The 17,772-nt window shown below is 64.6% G+C and carries 16 protein-coding genes; 12 read left to right on the top strand and 4 right to left on the bottom strand.

Going from position 1 to position 17,772, the window contains the following annotated elements; all coding sequences use genetic code 11:
* The first annotated feature begins 21 nt into the window (after positions 1 to 21).
* From U3648_RS07205 to U3648_RS07220, 4 genes are read left to right on the top strand one after another with little or no spacing between them, the layout of a single operon-like run.
* On the top strand, positions 22 to 1,116 hold the full coding sequence (locus U3648_RS07205) for an NAD(P)/FAD-dependent oxidoreductase (protein WP_420858572.1): 1,095 nt from the start codon (positions 22 to 24) through the stop codon (positions 1,114 to 1,116).
* Entirely contained in the window at positions 1,097 to 1,393 is a 297-nt protein-coding gene (locus tag U3648_RS07210) for a (2Fe-2S)-binding protein (protein ID WP_420858573.1), read from the top strand. Before U3648_RS07205 ends, U3648_RS07210 begins: the two co-directional genes overlap by 20 nt.
* Positions 1,386 to 2,777, top strand: coding sequence for an FAD-dependent oxidoreductase (locus tag U3648_RS07215; RefSeq protein WP_420858574.1), 1,392 nt, complete (start codon positions 1,386 to 1,388; stop codon positions 2,775 to 2,777). The genes U3648_RS07210 and U3648_RS07215 overlap by 8 nt, the downstream gene beginning before the upstream one ends.
* 10 nt (positions 2,778 to 2,787) lie before the next feature.
* A complete protein-coding gene (locus tag U3648_RS07220; protein ID WP_420858575.1) occupies positions 2,788 to 3,132 on the top strand; it encodes a RidA family protein in 345 nt (114 codons plus the stop codon).
* A gap of 39 nt (positions 3,133 to 3,171) precedes the next feature.
* Here the strand turns inward: U3648_RS07220 and U3648_RS07225 are convergent, their stop codons facing one another.
* The 4 genes from U3648_RS07225 to U3648_RS07240 all read right to left on the bottom strand — a co-directional run bounded on the left by U3648_RS07225 (position 3,172) and on the right by U3648_RS07240 (position 8,006).
* On the bottom strand, positions 3,172 to 4,317 hold the full coding sequence (locus tag U3648_RS07225; RefSeq protein ID WP_420858576.1) for an iron-containing alcohol dehydrogenase: 1,146 nt from the start codon (positions 4,315 to 4,317) through the stop codon (positions 3,172 to 3,174).
* On the bottom strand, positions 4,314 to 5,693 hold the full coding sequence (locus U3648_RS07230; RefSeq protein ID WP_420858577.1) for an aldehyde dehydrogenase family protein: 1,380 nt from the start codon (positions 5,691 to 5,693) through the stop codon (positions 4,314 to 4,316). The genes U3648_RS07225 and U3648_RS07230 overlap by 4 nt, the downstream gene beginning before the upstream one ends.
* Complete coding sequence (locus U3648_RS07235; RefSeq protein ID WP_420858578.1) at positions 5,690 to 7,039, bottom strand: glutamine synthetase family protein; 1,350 nt, start codon at positions 7,037 to 7,039, stop codon at positions 5,690 to 5,692. The genes U3648_RS07230 and U3648_RS07235 overlap by 4 nt, the downstream gene beginning before the upstream one ends.
* A 187-nt stretch (positions 7,040 to 7,226) precedes the next feature.
* A complete protein-coding gene (locus U3648_RS07240; protein ID WP_420858579.1) occupies positions 7,227 to 8,006 on the bottom strand; it encodes a helix-turn-helix domain-containing protein in 780 nt (259 codons plus the stop codon).
* A 174-nt stretch (positions 8,007 to 8,180) separates the two neighbouring features.
* Here U3648_RS07240 and U3648_RS07245 point away from each other — a divergent pair, with 174 nt between their 5' ends.
* From U3648_RS07245 to dusA, 8 genes are all read left to right on the top strand, one after another.
* Positions 8,181 to 9,749, top strand: coding sequence for an ABC transporter substrate-binding protein (locus U3648_RS07245; RefSeq protein WP_420858580.1), 1,569 nt, complete (start codon positions 8,181 to 8,183; stop codon positions 9,747 to 9,749).
* 76 nt (positions 9,750 to 9,825) lie between these two features.
* The gene (locus U3648_RS07250; RefSeq protein ID WP_420858581.1) at positions 9,826 to 10,770 is read left to right on the top strand and encodes an ABC transporter permease; all 945 of its coding nucleotides are present in this window, start codon (positions 9,826 to 9,828) and stop codon (positions 10,768 to 10,770) included.
* A gap of 10 nt (positions 10,771 to 10,780) precedes the next feature.
* On the top strand, positions 10,781 to 11,659 hold the full coding sequence (locus U3648_RS07255; RefSeq protein ID WP_420858582.1) for an ABC transporter permease: 879 nt from the start codon (positions 10,781 to 10,783) through the stop codon (positions 11,657 to 11,659).
* On the top strand, positions 11,659 to 12,630 hold the full coding sequence (locus U3648_RS07260; protein WP_420858583.1) for an ABC transporter ATP-binding protein: 972 nt from the start codon (positions 11,659 to 11,661) through the stop codon (positions 12,628 to 12,630). The genes U3648_RS07255 and U3648_RS07260 overlap by 1 nt, the downstream gene beginning before the upstream one ends.
* Positions 12,627 to 13,613, top strand: a complete 987-nt coding sequence (locus U3648_RS07265; protein WP_420858584.1) for an ABC transporter ATP-binding protein — start codon at positions 12,627 to 12,629, stop codon at positions 13,611 to 13,613. The genes U3648_RS07260 and U3648_RS07265 overlap by 4 nt, the downstream gene beginning before the upstream one ends.
* On the top strand, positions 13,610 to 15,226 hold the full coding sequence (locus tag U3648_RS07270) for an amidohydrolase (RefSeq protein ID WP_420858585.1): 1,617 nt from the start codon (positions 13,610 to 13,612) through the stop codon (positions 15,224 to 15,226). Before U3648_RS07265 ends, U3648_RS07270 begins: the two co-directional genes overlap by 4 nt.
* Positions 15,223 to 16,656 carry a C69 family dipeptidase gene (locus tag U3648_RS07275; RefSeq protein WP_420858586.1) on the top strand — a complete coding sequence of 478 codons (1,434 nt, stop codon included), beginning with the start codon at positions 15,223 to 15,225 and terminating at the stop codon, positions 16,654 to 16,656. Before U3648_RS07270 ends, U3648_RS07275 begins: the two co-directional genes overlap by 4 nt.
* A gap of 63 nt (positions 16,657 to 16,719) precedes the next feature.
* On the top strand, positions 16,720 to 17,712 hold the full coding sequence (gene dusA / locus U3648_RS07280) for a tRNA dihydrouridine(20/20a) synthase DusA (RefSeq protein WP_420858587.1): 993 nt from the start codon (positions 16,720 to 16,722) through the stop codon (positions 17,710 to 17,712).
* The last annotated feature ends 60 nt before the right edge of the window (positions 17,713 to 17,772 follow it).

Below are 17,772 nucleotides of genomic sequence, written 5' to 3' on the forward strand. Positions count from 1 at the left end.
CGACAACAAACGGGGCAGGGCATGGGAACCGATTACGTCATCATCGGAGGAGGGGTCGTCGGCCTCTCGGTTGCCTGGGGGCTGCTCAAGCGTGGCCACAGGGTAACCGTTCTGGATGGCGACGATGGGTCGTTCCGGGCCAGCCGCGGGAACTTTGGACTGGTCTGGGTGCAATCCAAAGGGATGAAGCAGCCCCGCTATGCGGAATGGTCGCAGACCTCTGCCGCCGCCTGGGCCGACTATGCCGCCGAATTGCAGGATGCCACCGGCCGCGATCTGGGGCTGGAACAGCGCGGCGGCTTTGATCTGCATTTTTCCGAAGAAACCCTGCAAGAGACCATCGACCAATACGAGGTGCTGAAGGCCAAACTGGGCGGGGATTATCCCTACGAGGTTCTGGGCCACAATGCCCTGCGCAAGGAAGAACCGCATATCGGGCCTAAGGTCGTCGGCGCGATCCTGCATCATCAGGACGGGCACGCGAACCCGCTACGCCTGTTGCTGGCTCTGGCCGACGATGTGCGGCGCATGGGTGGTCGGGTGCTGACCGGCAAGACCGTCACCGACGTCTCGAAACCGGATGGGTTTCGTGTGACCTGTGCCGATGGGACGATCGTCGAAGGCGGCAAGGTGGTTCTATCCGCCGGGCTGGGGGCGATGCAACTGGGGCCCAAACTTGGCTTCAAGGCGCCGATCCGGCCGCAGCGCGGGCAGGTGCTGATCACCGAAAAACTGCCCAAGATCATCAATCGCCCGTCCCTGATTGCCCGTCAGGTTGACGAGGGCGGCATCCAGATCGGTGCCACCAACGAAGAGGTCGGGCTGGACGACAGCGTGACACAAAAGGGCCTATCGGGCCTCGCCGCCGAAGCCATCGCGGCCTATCCGATCCTTGGCCGCGCCCAACTGGTCCGCAGTTGGGGTGCGTTGCGGGTTCTGTCGCCCGATGGCCTGCCGATCTACCAGCAAAGCGCCGAGATGCCGGGGGCCTATCTTGTCACCTGTCACAGCGGCATCACCCTGTCGGCGGCACACGCCCGGCTTTTGCCCGACTGGCTGGACGGCACCGCCGCCGCCCCGGATCTGGAGGTCTTCAGTGAAGCCCGCTTTTCGTGAAATCGACCCCGCGCCGGTGCGGGTCACCGTTCGTTTCGACGGGCAGGACCTGTCGCTGCCCGAAGGCGCGAACCTCGCCGCTGCGCTTCTGGCGGCGGGGGTCGTGTCCTTGCGGGACACGCCGGTCAGCGGGGCGCCCCGCGCGCCCTATTGCATGATGGGCGCCTGTTTCGATTGCCTTGTGCAGATCGACGGCGTGACCCGGCAGGCCTGCATGACCGAGGTTTCCGAGGGGATGGAGATAGCCCGCCCGACACGGGAGGCGGCAGATGATTGATCTGGCGATTATCGGGTCCGGTCCGGCCGGTATGGCCGCCGCGGTAGAGGCGGCGGGCCGGGGTCTTTCGGTCTGTATGCTGGACGAACAGCCCCGGGCCGGGGGCCAGATCTATCGCGATGTGGATCGGGCCGCGGGGGTGCGTGGCGCGATCCTTGGCCCGGATTATGCCCATGGGGCGACCCTGACCGGGGCGCTGCGCGACAGCGCCGCCCGGCATGTGACCGGTGCCGTGGTCTGGGCCATCGAACCGGACGGCGCGGCGTTCACCGTCAACTACACCCGCGACGGGGCGGCGGCGCAGATCCGGGCCGGGCGCATCCTGCTGGCGACCGGGGCGCTGGAACGGCCCATGCCGCTGCCGGGCTGGACCCTGCCGGGGGTGATGACCGCCGGGGCGGCGCAGATCCTGCTGAAGCAATCGGGGATCGTGGCGGACCGGGCGGTGTTGGTCGGCTCTGGCCCACTTTTGTACCTGATCGCGGCGCAGATGGTGCGGGCGGGCACCCCGCCGCTGGCGCTGGTCGAAACCCAGACGCGGGGTGATTTCGCGGGCGCGCTGCGGCATCTGGGGGGCGCATTGCGCGGCTGGCGATACCTGATGAAGGGCGCGGGGCTTCTGGCCACGATCCGGCGGGCGGGTGTGCCCCGCTATCGCGCGGCGACTGAGGTTTCCATCGAAGGGACGGATCGGGCCACGGCGGTCCGGTTCCGCGCCGGCGGGCAGAACCATCGGATCGACTGCGACACAGTCCTGCTGCATCAGGGGGTGGTGCCAAACACGCAGGCCGCCCGGTCGATCGGCGTGCCGCATCTGTGGGACAATCAGCAACGCTGCTTTTCGCCGGTCGTCGATACTTGGGGCGGAACCACGGTGCCGGGCGTCTTTCTTGCGGGGGATGGGGCCGGGATCGGCGGCGCCAAACTGGCCGAGGTCGCGGGCCGGATCACGGCGCTGGCCATCGCGGCAGAGGCCGGGCGGATCACCCCGGCAGAGCGGGACCGCGCCGCCGCGCCCTTGCTGGCCATGCGCCGGGCCGAAGGGGCGGTGCGCCCATTTCTGGATGCAACCTATCCCCCCGCCGCCGCGCCGATTGCCGATGATACCATTGTCTGCCGCTGCGAGGAGGTCACCGCCGGGGCGATCAGGGGCTATGCCAAGCTGGGCTGCACCGGCCCCAATCAGGCCAAGGCCTTTGGCCGGGCCGGGATGGGTCCCTGTCAGGGCCGATATTGCGGGCTGACGGTTACGGCGCTCTTGGCCGAGGCGACGGGGCAGACCGAGGACGAGACCGGATACTACCGTATCCGCCCGCCCCTGAAGCCCGTGACGCTGGCCGAACTGGCGGCAATGGATACCCCGCGCAAGGACGCGGCAGAATAGGAGTTTCGCGATGATCGAACGGATCGACACCGGCGAACGGATGAGCAAGATCGTCAAGCATAGCGGCGTCGCCTACCTCTGCGGGCAGGTCGGGGCGGGCGACAACGTGGCCGAGCAGACCCGCGATTGCCTGTCTCGGGTCGAGGCCTTGCTGGCGCGGGCCGGGTCCGGCCCGGACCGGATGTTGCAGGCCATTGTCTGGCTGGCCGACATGGCGGACTTCGCCGAGATGAACGCGGTTTGGGACGCCTGGGTGCCCGCGGGCCACGCCCCGGCGCGCGCCTGCGGCGAGGCGAAGCTGGCCCGCCCCGACCTGAAGGTCGAAATCATCGTCACCGCCGCCTGCGACAGGTAGACCGCCTGCCCGCAGTAATCCGGGCAGGCGCGCGTTGGCCTAGAGAACCTCTTCGAACAGGGCCCGGACGTTCGCTTCGGTGAGGGTGACGGGGTTTCCGCCGCAGCTTGGGTCGGACAGCGCCCCTTTGACCAGCCGGTCCATGTCCGGATCCGTGACCCCAAGGTCCGACATCCGTTTCGGGATGCCGAGGCTGTCGTTGAACCGGTCCACGAAGGCGCAGAACCCGTCAAAGCCGCCGTCGATCCCCAGATAGCCCGCGACCGCGTCGAACCGGCTCCGGATCGCATCCGCGTTCAGCCGCAGAACGGCAGGCATGCAGACGGCGTTGGTGGTGCCGTGGTGGGTGTGGTGCATAGCGCCGATAGGGTGGGACAGCGCGTGGATCGCCCCTAGCCCCTTCTGGAAGGCCGTGGCCCCCATCATCGCCGCAGACATCATATTGGCGCGGGCCTCAAGGTCGGTGGGGGTGGCATAGGCGCGGGGCAGGTTGTCGATCACCAGCCGCATCCCTTCCACCGCGATCCCCTGGCTCATCGGGTGGTAATGCGGGCTGGAAAACGCTTCGACGCAGTGGGCAAAGGCATCCAACCCGGTGCCTGCGGTGATGAAGGCGGGCATGCCCACGGTCAGCTCCGGGTCGGCGATGACGACCGAGGGCAGGACCTTGGGATGGAAGATGATCTTTTTCTCGGCGGTTTCCGAATTGGTCAGCACGCTGGCGCGGCCCACTTCCGATCCGGTCCCGGCGGTGGTCGGCACGGCGACGTTGGGATAGATCGCGCCAGCATCCGCGCGGGTCCACCAATCGCCAATATCCTCGAAATCCCAGACTGGGCGGGTCTGACCGGCCATAAAGGCGATCATCTTGCCAAGGTCGAGGCCCGACCCGCCGCCAAAGGCCACCACGCCATCGTGGCCGCCGTCGCGGAACGCCGCGATCCCGGCGGCAAGGTTCTTTTCATTGGGGTTCGGGTCCACATCGGCGAACAACGCTCGGCCCATCCCCGCGCCCTCCAGCACGTCAAGCGCGGTCTGGGTGACGGGCAGGGCGGCCAGCCCCCGGTCGGTGACCAGAAGCGGGCGGCTGATCCCGGCGGCCTTGCAGGCCTCGGCCAATTCCTTGATCCGGCCCGGGCCAAAGCGGATCGCGGTGGGATAGGACCAATTCGCGGTGGGGCTCATTTCGTGACTTTCTTTAGATGATAGGATTTCGGTCGGGTCAGGTTCTGGTAGCCGATGACGGACAATCCGCCGCCCCGGCCGGTGTTCTTGCAGCCGGTCCAGCACAGGCCCGGATCAAGGTAGTCGGCCCGGTTCATGAAGACGGTGCCGGTCTCAACCCGGTCGCCGACGCGGGCCGCGCGGTCTACGTCTGCCGTCCACAGGCTGGCGGTCAGCCCGTAGTCGCTGTCGTTCATCAGGGCGATGGCCTCGTCGTCCGAGGACACCTTCATGATGCCGACGACCGGCCCAAAGCTTTCGTCGCGCATGACCCGCATGTCGTGGGTGACATTGGTCAGGATCTGCGGGGTCAGATAGGCCCCGCCGTCGTCTTCGGCGAAGGTGGGGATATGGGCCACGGCGCCATCGGCCACGGCTTCGGCGATCTGGGCGCGGACCTCGGCAGCAAAGCGGGTGTTGGCCATCGGGCCGATGGTGGTATCGGGGTCCAGCGGGTTGCCCAGCTTGTAGCCCTTTACCAGCGCCACGGCCTTTTCCACGAAGGCGTCATACAGGCTTTCGTGCACATAGATCCGCTCGATCCCGCAGCAGCACTGCCCGGCGTTATACATGGCCGCATCGACCAGCGTGTCCACGGCGGCGTCAAGGTCTGCGTCGTCCATGACATAGCCCGGGTCCTTGCCGCCCAGCTCGGTGCCGACCCCGGTGAAGGTGCCCGCCGCCGCCCGTTCCATCGCGGCCCCGCCCCCGACCGACCCGGTGAAGTTGACGAAATCGAACGCCCGGTCCGCGATCAGCGCCGAAGTCGTGTCGTGGTCAAGGAAGACGTTCTGGAACACGTCCTCGGGCACGCCCGCGGAATGGAAGGCGCGGGCCATGCGCTCGCCCACCAGAAGGGTCTGGGTCGCGTGTTTCAGCACCACCGTGTTGCCCGCGATCAAGGCCGGGGCGACAGTGTTGATCGCGGTCATATAGGGGTAGTTCCACGGGGCCACGACAAAGACGACCCCATGCGGCACCCGGCGGATGTAGCGCTTGAAGGTCGCGTCCTCGCCCACCGCGATATCCGCCAGCGCGCTTTCCGCGATTTCGGCCATATAAGCGGCCCGTTCGTTGAAGCCACCGAATTCGCCGCCATAGCGGACAGGGCGGCCCATCATATGCGCCAGTTCGGGGACGATCTCGTCGTTCATCGCGCCCACGGCGGCGACCCCGGCCAGAACCAGCCTGATCCGCTCGGTCAGGGGGCGGGCGGCCCATTCGGCCTGCGCGGCGCGGGCGCGGTCGGCGGCGGCACGGGCCTGATCCGGGGACAGGGTGTCCCGTTCGGCATAGACCGATCCGTCGATTGGGGAAATGCAGCGAAGCGTTGTCATGCTTTTTCAAGCCCTCTGGCAATTTCGTAGTCGGTGACCACGCGGTTGAACTCTTCCAGCTCCCATTCGGCGGCGCGGGTGTAATGGGCGATCACAGCCTCGCCAAAGGCCTCTTTCAGCATTTCGGATCCCATCATCGCATCGCGTGCGTCGCGCAGGGTCAGGGGGATGCGGGCCGCCGCGCCGTCTTCATAGGCATCGCCCTTGAAGGGGGCGGGCAGGGGCAGTTTCTCCTCGATCCCTTTCAAGCCCGCGGCCAGCATGGCGGCCTGTGCCAGATAGGGGTTCATATCCGCCCCCGGCACCCGGCATTCCACGCGCACGCCCTTTGTCCCGTCGCCGCACAGGCGGAAGGCCGCGGTGCGGTTGTCCACCGACCAGACAACCTGCGTTGGCGCGAAGGTGCCCTTGGCGAAGCGCTTGTAGCTGTTGACATAGGGGGCCAAGAAATAGGTGTAATCGGCCGCGTATTTCAGCAGGCCCGCCATGTAGTGATCCATCAGTTCGGACTTGGCAAGCGGGCGGTCGGGGTCGTGGAACGCGTTCTTGCCATCCGACCAAAGCGACTGGTGCACATGGGCGGCGCTGCCGACGCGGTCATGGTGCCACTTGGGCAGGAAGGAGGCCGCCGCGCCGTTCAGATGCGCGATTTCCTTGATCCCATGCTTGGCGATGGTGTGGTGATCGGCGGTCGCCAGTGCATCGGCGTATTTGATATTCAGTTCTTCCTGACCCGCCTCAGCCTCGCCCTTGGACCCCTCGACCGGGATGCCCATGGCCCGCAAGTGGTTGCGGATCGGGCGCATGATCGGCTCTTCCTTGGAGGTCTGGAAGATGTGGTAATCCTCGTTGTAGTTCGAAATCGGCTGCAGCCTGAACCCGTTTCGGGCGATCTCGTCATGGGTGCCCTGAAACAGGAAGAACTCCAGCTCGGTCGCCATGATCGGGTCGAACCCCATGGCGCGGGCGCGGGCGACCTGGCCCTTCAGCATCTCGCGCGGGGACTGGGGAACCGGGGCGTGGCTGTGGTGGTCCTGCACGTCGCACAGGCACATGGCGGTCCCGTCCAGCCAGGGCACCGGACGCAGGGTCGACAGGTCGGGCTTCATCACATAGTCGCCATAGCCGCCCCGCCAGCTGGTCGAGGCATAGCCGTCCGGCGTGGCCATCGCCAGATCGGTCGCCAGCAGGTAGTTGCAGCAATGGGTTTCATCCTCGGCCATTTCCAGAAAAGCCTCGGCATGGAAACGTTTGCCCATCAGGCGGCCTTGCATGTCCACGATGCAGGTCAGGACCGTGTCGATCCGGCCTGCGGCGATCTGTGTCTTAAGCTCGTCAAAGGTCATCTGTCACCGGTTTTGCTGTGGGGCGCGCCGCTGGCACCCGGCCAATGGAATCAGTCGCCACGGGGGCGTTCTGCGGCAAAGCTTCTGCCGAGTCTTCGGATTTGACCAGCCTCATTGACCGATTATGACCGAATTTCGGGCGGTTTTGCGTGTTTTTGCCCGAATGAAGGTGGCGATCAGGCCAGTCCTAGGGGCGGGCGCCCAACAGGATCGATTTTGCGCGCTGGTCCACCCGGTCGGAATTGAGGTCATGGCGTCCGACCTGCCTCATCAAGTCCCGCAAGGACGAAATATCGCCAAAGTAGCGCCAGACGACAGGGGACATGAAGGGCGTCCGCTGGCGGCTGGTGATGCCAAAGGTCGTTCCGCGCAGGTATTGCAATTGCCCTCGTCCGACCGGGTTCAGGACGGTTTCAACCAATGCATCCCGCGCAAGCGCCTGATACTCCATCACGAAGATGCGGTTGCCAAGAAGCGCGACGCGCCCGTCATATTTCGACAGATACAGGCTGCCATCTTCGGGATCGACCGACCGTTCCATCGACCGGCACCGCACCATACCGTTGTGTTCGTCCAGGCGAACCACGGCGCAGACTATCGAGTCTTCCCAGCTTTGGGTCAGGAAGTAGCTGAGGTAGTAGCCCAGATAGCGGCGCAGCGGGATCGTCTGACCGCGAAAGGCGGTTTCGAACCCGCCCTGGTTTGGGGCGGCGACCTGCGGACCGGCCAGTTTGCTGGCGACAAGGGGGTGAACCTCGAATTCTTCGGTGGGCAATAGAAACTCGGCTGGGCGCACACCGAAATGCACGCCGATCTTGCGCATATTGGCCGGGGAGGGACGCGCCGCGCCGCTAAGGTATTTGCTGAATTGCTGCCGGTTTACGCCAATCTGGCGGCAGATCGCCGACACCGACGACTCGGTCGAACACAGAAGGCGAAGGTTGTTGGCGAAATCATCAGCTTGCATCAAAGGACCAATCCACAGGATATCTGGCGAATCTATTATGCTCTTTGTCACCTTAGTAGCTTAAAGTCGCAAAATAACGCTAAAAGTCGCGCATTTGCAGCGTCTTTGGGATTGGCGTGAAGTTCCTGGCAACAAATGCGTTTGGAAGACGCTTTTCAGTCAGGGAGACACCCAATGAACAAACCGAACATATCCTGGACCAAGGTCGGCCTGCCGCGCCGGTCGTTTCTGAAGGGCGCAACCGCGCTTGGGGGGCTTGCCGCGACCGGCATGATGCTGCCCCGTGCCGCCTATGCCGCCGGAGGCACGCTCAAGACCCGCACCTATGCGGACATCCGGTCGATGGACCCGGCATTCAGTCAGGGGGTCGTGGACGAGGAGATTCACGCGGCGATCTACAACAAGCTGATCCAGTACAAGCCGGGCCGCGAATGGGGCTGGCAGTTGGACGCCGCCGCAATGATTGAACAGGTGGATGACACCCACATCAATTTCGCGCTGAAGGATAGCATCGGGTTCACCAACGGATTTGGCGCGATGACCGCCGAAGACGTGAAATTCTCGTTCGAGCGGATCATCGACGATGCGCTGGAATCCACCAATAAACCCGACTGGGGCCCGCTGGATCATGTCGAGGTGACCGGCGAACGGACCGGCACCATCGTGTTGAAGAACGCGTTCCAGCCGCTCTGGTCGATCACGCTGCCTTATATCGCGGGCAATATCGTGTCCAAGGCCGCGTTCGAAAGTGTCGGTGGCAAGATCGACACCCAGCCGGTGGCGACCTCTGGCCCCTATCTTCATGCCGGGTGGGAACAGAAACAGAAAACGACCCTGCGCCGCAATCCAGATTGGCAGGGCGATCCGGCGGCTTTCGATGAAATCCAGATTTACCACATTGACGATGAAAAGGCAGCCGAGATCGCGTTCGAGGCGGGCGAGATCGACTTTACCCGCGTCAGCCTTGATAGCGTGGAGCGGCTCAAGTCGAACCCGATCGCCGGGGCGACGCTGGATGAATACCCGTCGCTTTACTATGTCTGGGTCGGGATGAACCTGGACAACCCGAAGCTGGGCAACCTGAAACTGCGCCAGGCCATTCAGCACGCGATCGACGTGCCCACGATCATGGCGGCAGCCTATTTCGGCGCGGCAGAGCCTTCGACGGGGATCATCGCGCCGGGTCTGGCCGGGCACCGCGACGCACCCCTGACAGGCGTATCTGCCGATCTGGAAAAGGCGCAGGCGCTGATGGCGGAATCGGGCGAAACCAATGTGTCGCTGGCCATTGATGTGCTGAACAAATCCGCCAATGTGACTGCGGCGCAGATCATTCAGGCCAACCTTGCCGCGATTGGCGTCACCCTTGAAATCCGCCTGCACGAAGGCGCGACCTTCTGGGAACTGGGGTCAAACGACGATCTGGAGTTGGTTTTGAACCGCTACTCCATGACGCCCGACCCCTATTACGCGACGTCGTGGTTCATTTCCGAACAGGCCGGCATCTGGAACTGGGAACGTTTCCGCAGCGAAGAGTTTGACGCGCTGCATGTCGCGGCCCAGTCCGAAAGCGATCCGGCGGCGCGGGCGCAGATGTATGCCCGGGCACAGGACCTGATGGAAGAAAGCGGCGCCTACAAATTCCTCACCCACGAGGCGACGCCGGTCATCTATCGCGACAGTATCGCCCCGGCGCTGCGTCCCGATGGCCTGCCGCTTTACCGCTATTTCGGCGCAGCCTAGGGCATTTGCCCAAGGCACCGGGGCGCGGCAATGATCCGCGCCCCTTCCTTACCCTCCCCCGAACAAAGGGCGTCCCATGCTGTCCTACATTGTCCGCAGGATCGGTCTGGCCGCGCTGATCACGGTTCTGGCCGTAACCGCGCTGTTCCTGATCGTGCATATGATCCCGGGCGATCCGGTGTCGACCATGCTTGGCCCGCGGGCGACGCCGGAAATGCGCGCAGCGCTTGAGGCGCGGATGGGCCTAGACCGGCCGCTGATCGTGCAGATCGGCCTGTTCTTTGCCAATATGCTGCGCGGCGATCTGGGGATGGACGTGTTTTCGAACCGGTCGGTGACGGATATCGTTCTGGGGCAGGTGCCCCATACGCTGGCGTTGATCCTGTTTTCAATCACCTGGTCCGCCGCGCTGGGGATCGCGCTGGGCTGCTATTCCGCCGTCAACCGCAATTCGCTGGGCGACCGTCTGACCGGTATCCTGTCGGTGTCGGTCATCGCGGTTCCAGCCTTTGTAGTCGCGCTTTATTCGCTTTTGATCTTCGCGGTGAAACTGCAATGGTTTCCGGCCATCGGGGCGGGGGACGCTGGCAATTGGGGGGATCAGCTTCATCACCTTGTGCTACCCAGCCTTGCCATCGGTCTGTCCTGGGTCGGCTATATCGCGCGGCTGGTGCGGGCCTCGATGCTGGAAGTGCTGGGCGAAGGGCATATCCGCACCGCCCGCGCCTTTGGCCTTCCCGAACGGCGGATCGTCTTTGGCTATGCCCTGCGGCTGGCTATTCTGCCGACGGTCACGGTGATTGGCGTTGGCATGGGCTTCCTCTTGTCGGCGGCGGTCTTCACCGAGATCGTCTTTTCCCGGCCCGGCTTGGGCAAGCTGGTGATCGACAGCATCACAACCCGAAACTACCCGGTGGTGATGGGGTCCGTCCTGTTCTCTACCCTGATTTTCGTGGCCTCGACCACGCTGGCCGACATCATCAACGCCATCCTGGATCCCCGGATCCGCGCCGGAAAGTGAGGGCCGGGAGATGACCGATACCACCATGCCAAAGCCCCGGTCGGAACTGGGCGAAATCCTATATCACCTTATCCGGGACCCTTTGGGGCTGACGGGGCTGGTGATTGTCCTGATGATCCTCGCCTCGGCCATCTTCGCGCCCTGGATCGCGCCCTATGATCCGATTGCGCTGAACGTGCCCGACCGGCTGCAAGGGCCGAACATGGCGCACCTGATGGGCACCGACCAATTGGGCCGCGATACCTTCAGCCGGGTCATCTGGGGTGGGCGCGTGGCGCTTCAGGTGGCGCTGCCCACCATCGGCGGGGCGATCTTCTTCGGCCTGCTTCTGGGGATGATCGCGGGCTATGGGCCAAGATGGCTTGATAATCTGATCGTGCTGTTGTTCGACACCATCCGGTCCTTCCCGACGGTCATGTTCGCGCTGGCGGTCGTGGCACTGGTCGGGCCCAGCCTGAACACCGTGATCGTCGTGATCATGATCACTTCGATCCCCACCTATGGCCGGGTCGTGCGCACGCTGACCCAATCCCTGAAAGAGGCAGAGTTCATCACCGCCGAAAAGTCTCTGGGCGCATCGACGCCGCGGATCATGGCGGTTCACATCCTGCCCAATGTGCTGGGGCCGCTGGCGGTTCTGGCGGCGATGGATATTCCGACAGTCGTCGGGCTGGAGGCGGGGCTGTCGTTTCTTGGGATGGGGGTAAAGCCGCCGACACCGTCCTGGGGGTCGCTGCTCAACGACGGGTATAACCTGATCCGCAACACGCCGTGGCTGATCATCGCGGGGGGCATTCCGCTGATCCTGACCACCATCGGGTTCACCTTTCTGGGCGAGGCGCTGCGCGATGTGGTCGATCCGAAGCTGCGCGCCAAGGGGGGCAAATGATGGCTGTTCTCGAAATTCAGAACCTGTCGGTTAGCTATGCCACCCCGCGCGGGGACTTGAAGGCACTGCGCGACGTGTCGATGACCGTGCCAGAGCGCAGCATCGTCGGCATCGTCGGTGAATCCGGTTGCGGGAAATCCACGCTGATTTCCGCGATCATCCGGTTGATGGCTCCCAATGCGCGGGTCGGGGCGGGCAGCGTAGCGTTCAAGGGCGACAACCTGCTGGCGCTGACCGATGCGCAGATGCGTGCCTTGCGCGGTACCGAGATTTCGATGGTCTTTCAGGACCCGATGCAGACCCACAACCCGGTCCTGGCCGTGGGCCGCCAGATGATGGACATCCAGTATCGTGACCCGCTGTCGAGGGCCGCAAAACGCAAGCGCGCGGCAGAAATGCTGGCCCTAGTCGGTATACCTGACGCGCAGGCACGGCTGAATCAGTATCCTTTTGAGTTTTCCGGCGGGATGCGCCAGCGGATCGCGATTGCCATGGCGCTGATGGCGCGCCCATCCCTGCTGATCGCGGACGAACCCACCACCGCGCTGGATGCCACGCTGGAGGTGCAGATCATCAAGCGGTTGCGCGAGTTGCAGAACGACATCGGCTGCTCGATCCTGTTCATTTCGCACCACCTTGGGGTGATTGCCGAACTCTGTGATCAGGTCGTCGTCATGTATGCTGGCGAAGTGGTCGAGACCGGATCGGTCCGCGATGTGTTCCACACCCCGGCGCACCCCTACACCCGTGCGCTTCTGGAATGCGACCCGGGCCACATCCGGGAAAAGACCCGAAATCTGCCGACCATTCCGGGCAATATCCCCGATCTGGTAAACCTGCCGGGCGGATGCATTTTTGCCGACCGTTGCTCGAAACGGCACGCCGCCTGTTCCCAGCGCCCGGAAATGTCAAAGGCGGCAGCGGGTCACCATGCGGCTTGCCATCTTCTGAACGCCGAGGTGACGGGATGACCGCTTTGCTTGAACTTGATGACGTCGTGGTGCGGTTCGGTGTGCGCGGAGGCGTGTTCCGCAGCGCGGGCAGCATCGAAGCTGTGTCCGGGGTCAGCCTGAAGATCGAAGAGGGGCAGACCTATGGGATCGTTGGCGAAAGCGGGTCGGGCAAGACCACGCTGGCGCGGGCGGTGGCGGGGCTGCACCATGCCTCGAACGGGTCGATCCGGTATCGCGGTCAGGAACTGCGCGACCTTCCCGAAGCGCAGTTTCGCAAGCTGCGGCGCGAGATTGTGATGATGTTTCAGGATCCTATCGGGTCCCTGTCCCCGCGCCTGTCGATCAAATCGCTGATCACCGAACCGTTCCGCATTCAGGGCATGAAGGACCGCGACCTGGAGGCCGAGGCAAAGCGCCTGTTGCAGATGGTTGGCCTGCCGCCCGAATTTGCGGCGCGCTACCCCTACCAGATTTCCGGTGGTCAGGCGCGGCGTGTCGGCGTGGCCCGTGCCCTGGCACTGGACCCGAAACTTCTGATCGCGGACGAACCCACGGCAGGCCTTGATGTGTCGATTCAGGGCGAGATGCTAAACCTTCTGGCACGGCTGCAGGATGACCTTGGCCTTGCTATCATGATCATCACCCACAACCTGAACGTCGTGCGCCATATCACCGACCGGGTGGGGATCATGTATCTGGGCAAGCTGGTCGAGGAGGGCGACACCGAAGCCGTCTTTGCCAACCCGCAGCATCCCTACACCCTTGCCCTTTTGGCCGCGAACCCCGAACCGGACCCGGATGCACAATTGATGCGGGTCGAATTGCAGGGAGAGCCGCCCAGCATCCTGCGCCGTCCAACGGGGTGCGAGTTTCACACCCGTTGCCCCTTTGCGCAGGCCAGCTGTGCAACGCATGTGCCTGACTGGGAGGTGGCGGGCCCGCTGGCACATCGGTGTCATTTCCCGGCCATCTGGGCCCGGGGCGAGGCGGTGCCGGGATGACCGGCACCATCTTTGCAGGCGGGCCGATCCTGACGATGGACGCGGGCGATACCCGCCCAGACGCCATTGGTATTCACGGGGACCGGATCGTAGCTGTCGGGTCTCTGGCGGAGGTGCGCGAGACCTTGCCCGTTGCCGTGCTGCACGACCTTGGGGGGCAGACCCTGATCCCCGCCTTCATCGACCCGCACGGGCATTTCCCCGACAGCGCGATCGTTTCGCTGTTGCGGGCCGACCTGTCGGCCAGAACCGGCTGCACCACTCTGGCCGAGGCGTTCCGGCGGCTGGCGGCAAAGGCCGCAGATACTGCCGCGGGGGCCTGGGTCATGGGCGCGGCGCTGGACGAAAGCCAGCTGACCGAAAGGCGCCTGCCGACGCGGGACGAACTGGACGCGGTTTCGACCGATCACCCGATCTGGGTCATCCATGCATCAGGGCATTGCGGGGTAGCCAACTCCGTGGCGCTTGCCCGGCAGGGGATCACGGAAGACAGCACCGATCCGCGCGGTGGCCGCTATCTGCGGGATGGCTCCGGTCGTCTGACCGGCGGGATCGAAGGACTGTCGGCCATGGGTGAAATGGGGGATACTCATTTCCTGCTGGATGAAGGGGCATTCGCGGGGTGTTTTGCGGCGGCGCGTGACGAATATCTGGCGCAGGGCGTGACGCTGGCGCAGAATTCCTGGACCGCGCTGCCGCTGTTGCGCCTGTTCCGTCGGATCGCGGATCAGGGCGATCCGGGTATCGACCTGATCCTGTTGCCCGTGGCCGAGGACGAACCTGCGCTGTGCCAGTCCGGGATCGGGCGGGACTGGCCAGCCGGGGAGATTGCGCTCGGCCCTCGCAAGCTCTTGACCGACGGGTCGTTCCTGATGCGAACCGCGCTTTTGACGGCGCCCTATCCGGGGACCGATGGCAGTGGTCTTGCCTATATGAGCCGGGATCAACTTGGGGCTGAGGTTCAAAAGCTGCATCGCCTTGGGCATCAGATTCACTGCCACTGCAATGGCGATGCGGCATCCGACATGTTCCTTGACGCGGTTGCGGCGGCCCTGCACGACCACCCCCGCGACGACCATCGGCACACGATCATTCATGGGCAGGTCATGCGGCGTGACCAAATCTCCCGCTGTGCCGATCTGGGCGTGACCATCAGCTTTTTCCCGGCCCATGTCTGGTATTGGGGGGATCAGCACTACGACGACATTCTTGGACCAGAGCGGGCGCAAGATATCTCTCCGACCGGATGGGCGGCGGCGGCGGGCCTGCGGTTCACCATCCACAACGATGCCTCGGTCACGCCAACCCGGCCGCTGGAACTGATCCACACCACCGTCAACCGGCGCACCCAAAGCGGGCGGCTGCTTGGCCCGGATCAGCGGATAACGCCGCTGGCAGCCTTGCGCGCCCATACGATCGACGCCGCGTGGCAGGTCTTTCGGGACGCAGAGCGCGGGTCGATCGAGATGGGAAAACTGGCCGATCTGGCTATCCTTGACGGCAATCCGCTGACCCGCCCGGAAACGATAAAAACAATCCGGGTGCGCGAAACCTGGCGCCGTGGCACAAGGGTCTTTCGACGCGAGGCAACGAAAGTTGGTGAACCGGCATGAGCTATGCACTCTATATCGGCAAGAACCACAGCAGGACTGGCCACGCCTGGCTGGCCGGCTACGGGGATGAACCTTCGTCCCATTGGCTGGAAATCGTGCCTGCCGCCGATCATCCCGACGGCACGATGATAGAGGTGGGCGTTGGCCCGGGGGCGAACATGCCCGGCCGCCGGATCACCGTGCCGCAGGCGCCGCGGACCCTGCGCCATATGCGCGTCAGTTACTCCTACTACCTTGGGGTGCCCGCGCCGATCACCAATGGCGGCGTGAACGAAGCAGGCCTTGCCGTGCGCGACGTCTGGTCTACTTCGCGCGCCGAATTGCGGGACATGACCCCGAAGGATCAGACCGGGTTCAACTATTCCGACCTCGCCCGCACCGTTCTGGAACGCGCGACCAGCGCCCGCGAAGCGGTGGAGCTCTGCGCGCATCTTATCGCCGAATATGGCGAGGCGACCTATGGCGGGAATTCGCATCTGTTCGCGGATGCGGAGGAGGCCTGGGTCATGATCCAGTTCGCGGGCGGGCAGGGGCTTTGGGTGGCCGAACGGCTTGGCCCCGACAGTATCCGCGCCTCGCGTCCTGGCTATGTGCTGGAAGTTCCGGTGCACGATCCCGATCACCCGGATTTTCTATGGTCCCCGAATTTCGTCAGCTTTGCCCGCGATATGGGCTGGTATGACAGCGGCCCGTTCGACGCCAATGCGATCTATGGTGACGGCAAGGGGCGTTGGGACGGGATCCGCTGGATCGAGGCCGAAATGCAGGCCCGCGCCACCCGCCCGGAAAAGATCGGCTTGGACGATATGATCTGGGCGGTGCGGACAGAGAAGCTGACCGGGGATACGGCGGGATATGGGCAGGTCGTGCCGCTGGAACGCGCCGCCGATCCGGCCCTTGCCATGATGTGGCACGCGGCCTGCGGGGCGCTGGCGGCGCCGTTTTCGCCGGTCTTTCTGGGGCAGGATACGGTGCCTGCGGAATACGGGCCGCACCGCTACCTGACCACCGGCGAATCCCATCGGTTTCAGGATATGCGCAAGGCGGTCAGCGGTGGGCTGGACACGGTTTCGTTGGTGTCGCAGATCAATGAAACCTCCGTTGGCGCATTTCAGGACTGCAAACGCCTGATGTACCTGATGCAGGTCCTGGGTGACGATACGCTTGCCCCGGTGCATGGCGCGTTTGTGGGCCGGGAGGCCCGGCTTGCCAAACTGACCGAAGCCCAGCTTCGCGTGGCAGGCAGCGCGATCCGCGCGGGGCACAGGGCCGAGGCCATTGCCGTCCTGTCGGCCTTTTCCAATAGCGAGCTTGGGTCTGCGCTGTCGCTTGTGCGCGATCTTGCCACGGGTCTATCCGTGCAGGCCGCCGCTGCCGCACCGATAGCGGGCACGCCCGGCAATCCGGTCGGGTTTCCTCAGATCTGGTAGGGCGGTCACTTGCGCGCCAAGGATGGTCTGGCGAAACGGCCCGCGCGACGATAGAGAGCGGCCATGGAACAAACGCAAGAGATCACCAGGGCCGCGCGCCTGTCCGTTGCCCCCATGATGGACTGGACGGACCGGCATTGCCGCTATCTGCATCGGCTTTTGTCGCGCAACGCGCTTCTCTACACCGAGATGGTGACGGCCCCGGCGATCCTGCATGGCGACCGGGACCGGCTGTTGGCCTATGATCCGGCGGAACACCCCGTGGCCCTGCAACTGGGCGGGTCAGACCCGGCGGAACTGGCGGCGGCTGTAGGTGTAGCCAACGCCTATGGCTATGACGAGATCAATCTGAACGTCGGCTGCCCGTCGGACCGGGTGCAATCCGGTGCCTTCGGGGCGGTGCTGATGAAATCGCCCGGACTTGTGGCCGACTGTGTCCGCGCGATGCAGGACGTGGCCGGGGCAGAAGTCACGGTGAAATGCCGGATCGGGGTCGATGAACAAAACCCCGAGGCGGTTCTGCCCGACTTCATCGAAAAGGTGGCCGCTGCGGGCTGTCGGCGGTTTGCGATCCACGCGCGCAAGGCCTGGCTGGAAGGGCTTAGCCCGAAGGAGAACCGGGACATCCCGCCGCTGGACTATGATCTGGTTTTGCGGATGCGGGCGCGGTTCCCCGAATTGCACCTGTCGGTGAACGGCGGCATCACATCGCTGGATCAGGCCGAGGAATTTCTGGACGCCGGGATGGACGGGGTCATGGTCGGGCGCGCAGCCTATCACCAGCCCTTCGACATTCTGGGCGCGGCGGACGCGCGGATCTGGGGGGATGGCGGGGCAGGGCGGACAGCTGAACAGGCCGCCCGCGACATGCTGCCCTATATCGAGGCGCATTTGTCATCCGGTGGCCGGTTGAACCAGATCACCCGGCACATGCTGGGACTGTTCGCAGGGCGGCCCGGCGCGCGCGGCTGGCGGCGGCACCTGTCGGAGAACGCCCATCGGGACGGCGCCGGGCCCGAGGTGGTCGAGGCGGCGTTGGGTTTCGTCGAACGCTGACGCGGAACGAAGGGAAATGGCCGTTCTCTTGGGGCACAGCGAAAGGCGGCTTTGAGCCCA

Origin of the sequence: Marivivens marinus (assembly GCF_035969385.1) — a bacterium.
In the GTDB taxonomy this organism is placed as follows: Bacteria; Pseudomonadota; Alphaproteobacteria; order Rhodobacterales; family Rhodobacteraceae; genus SELP01.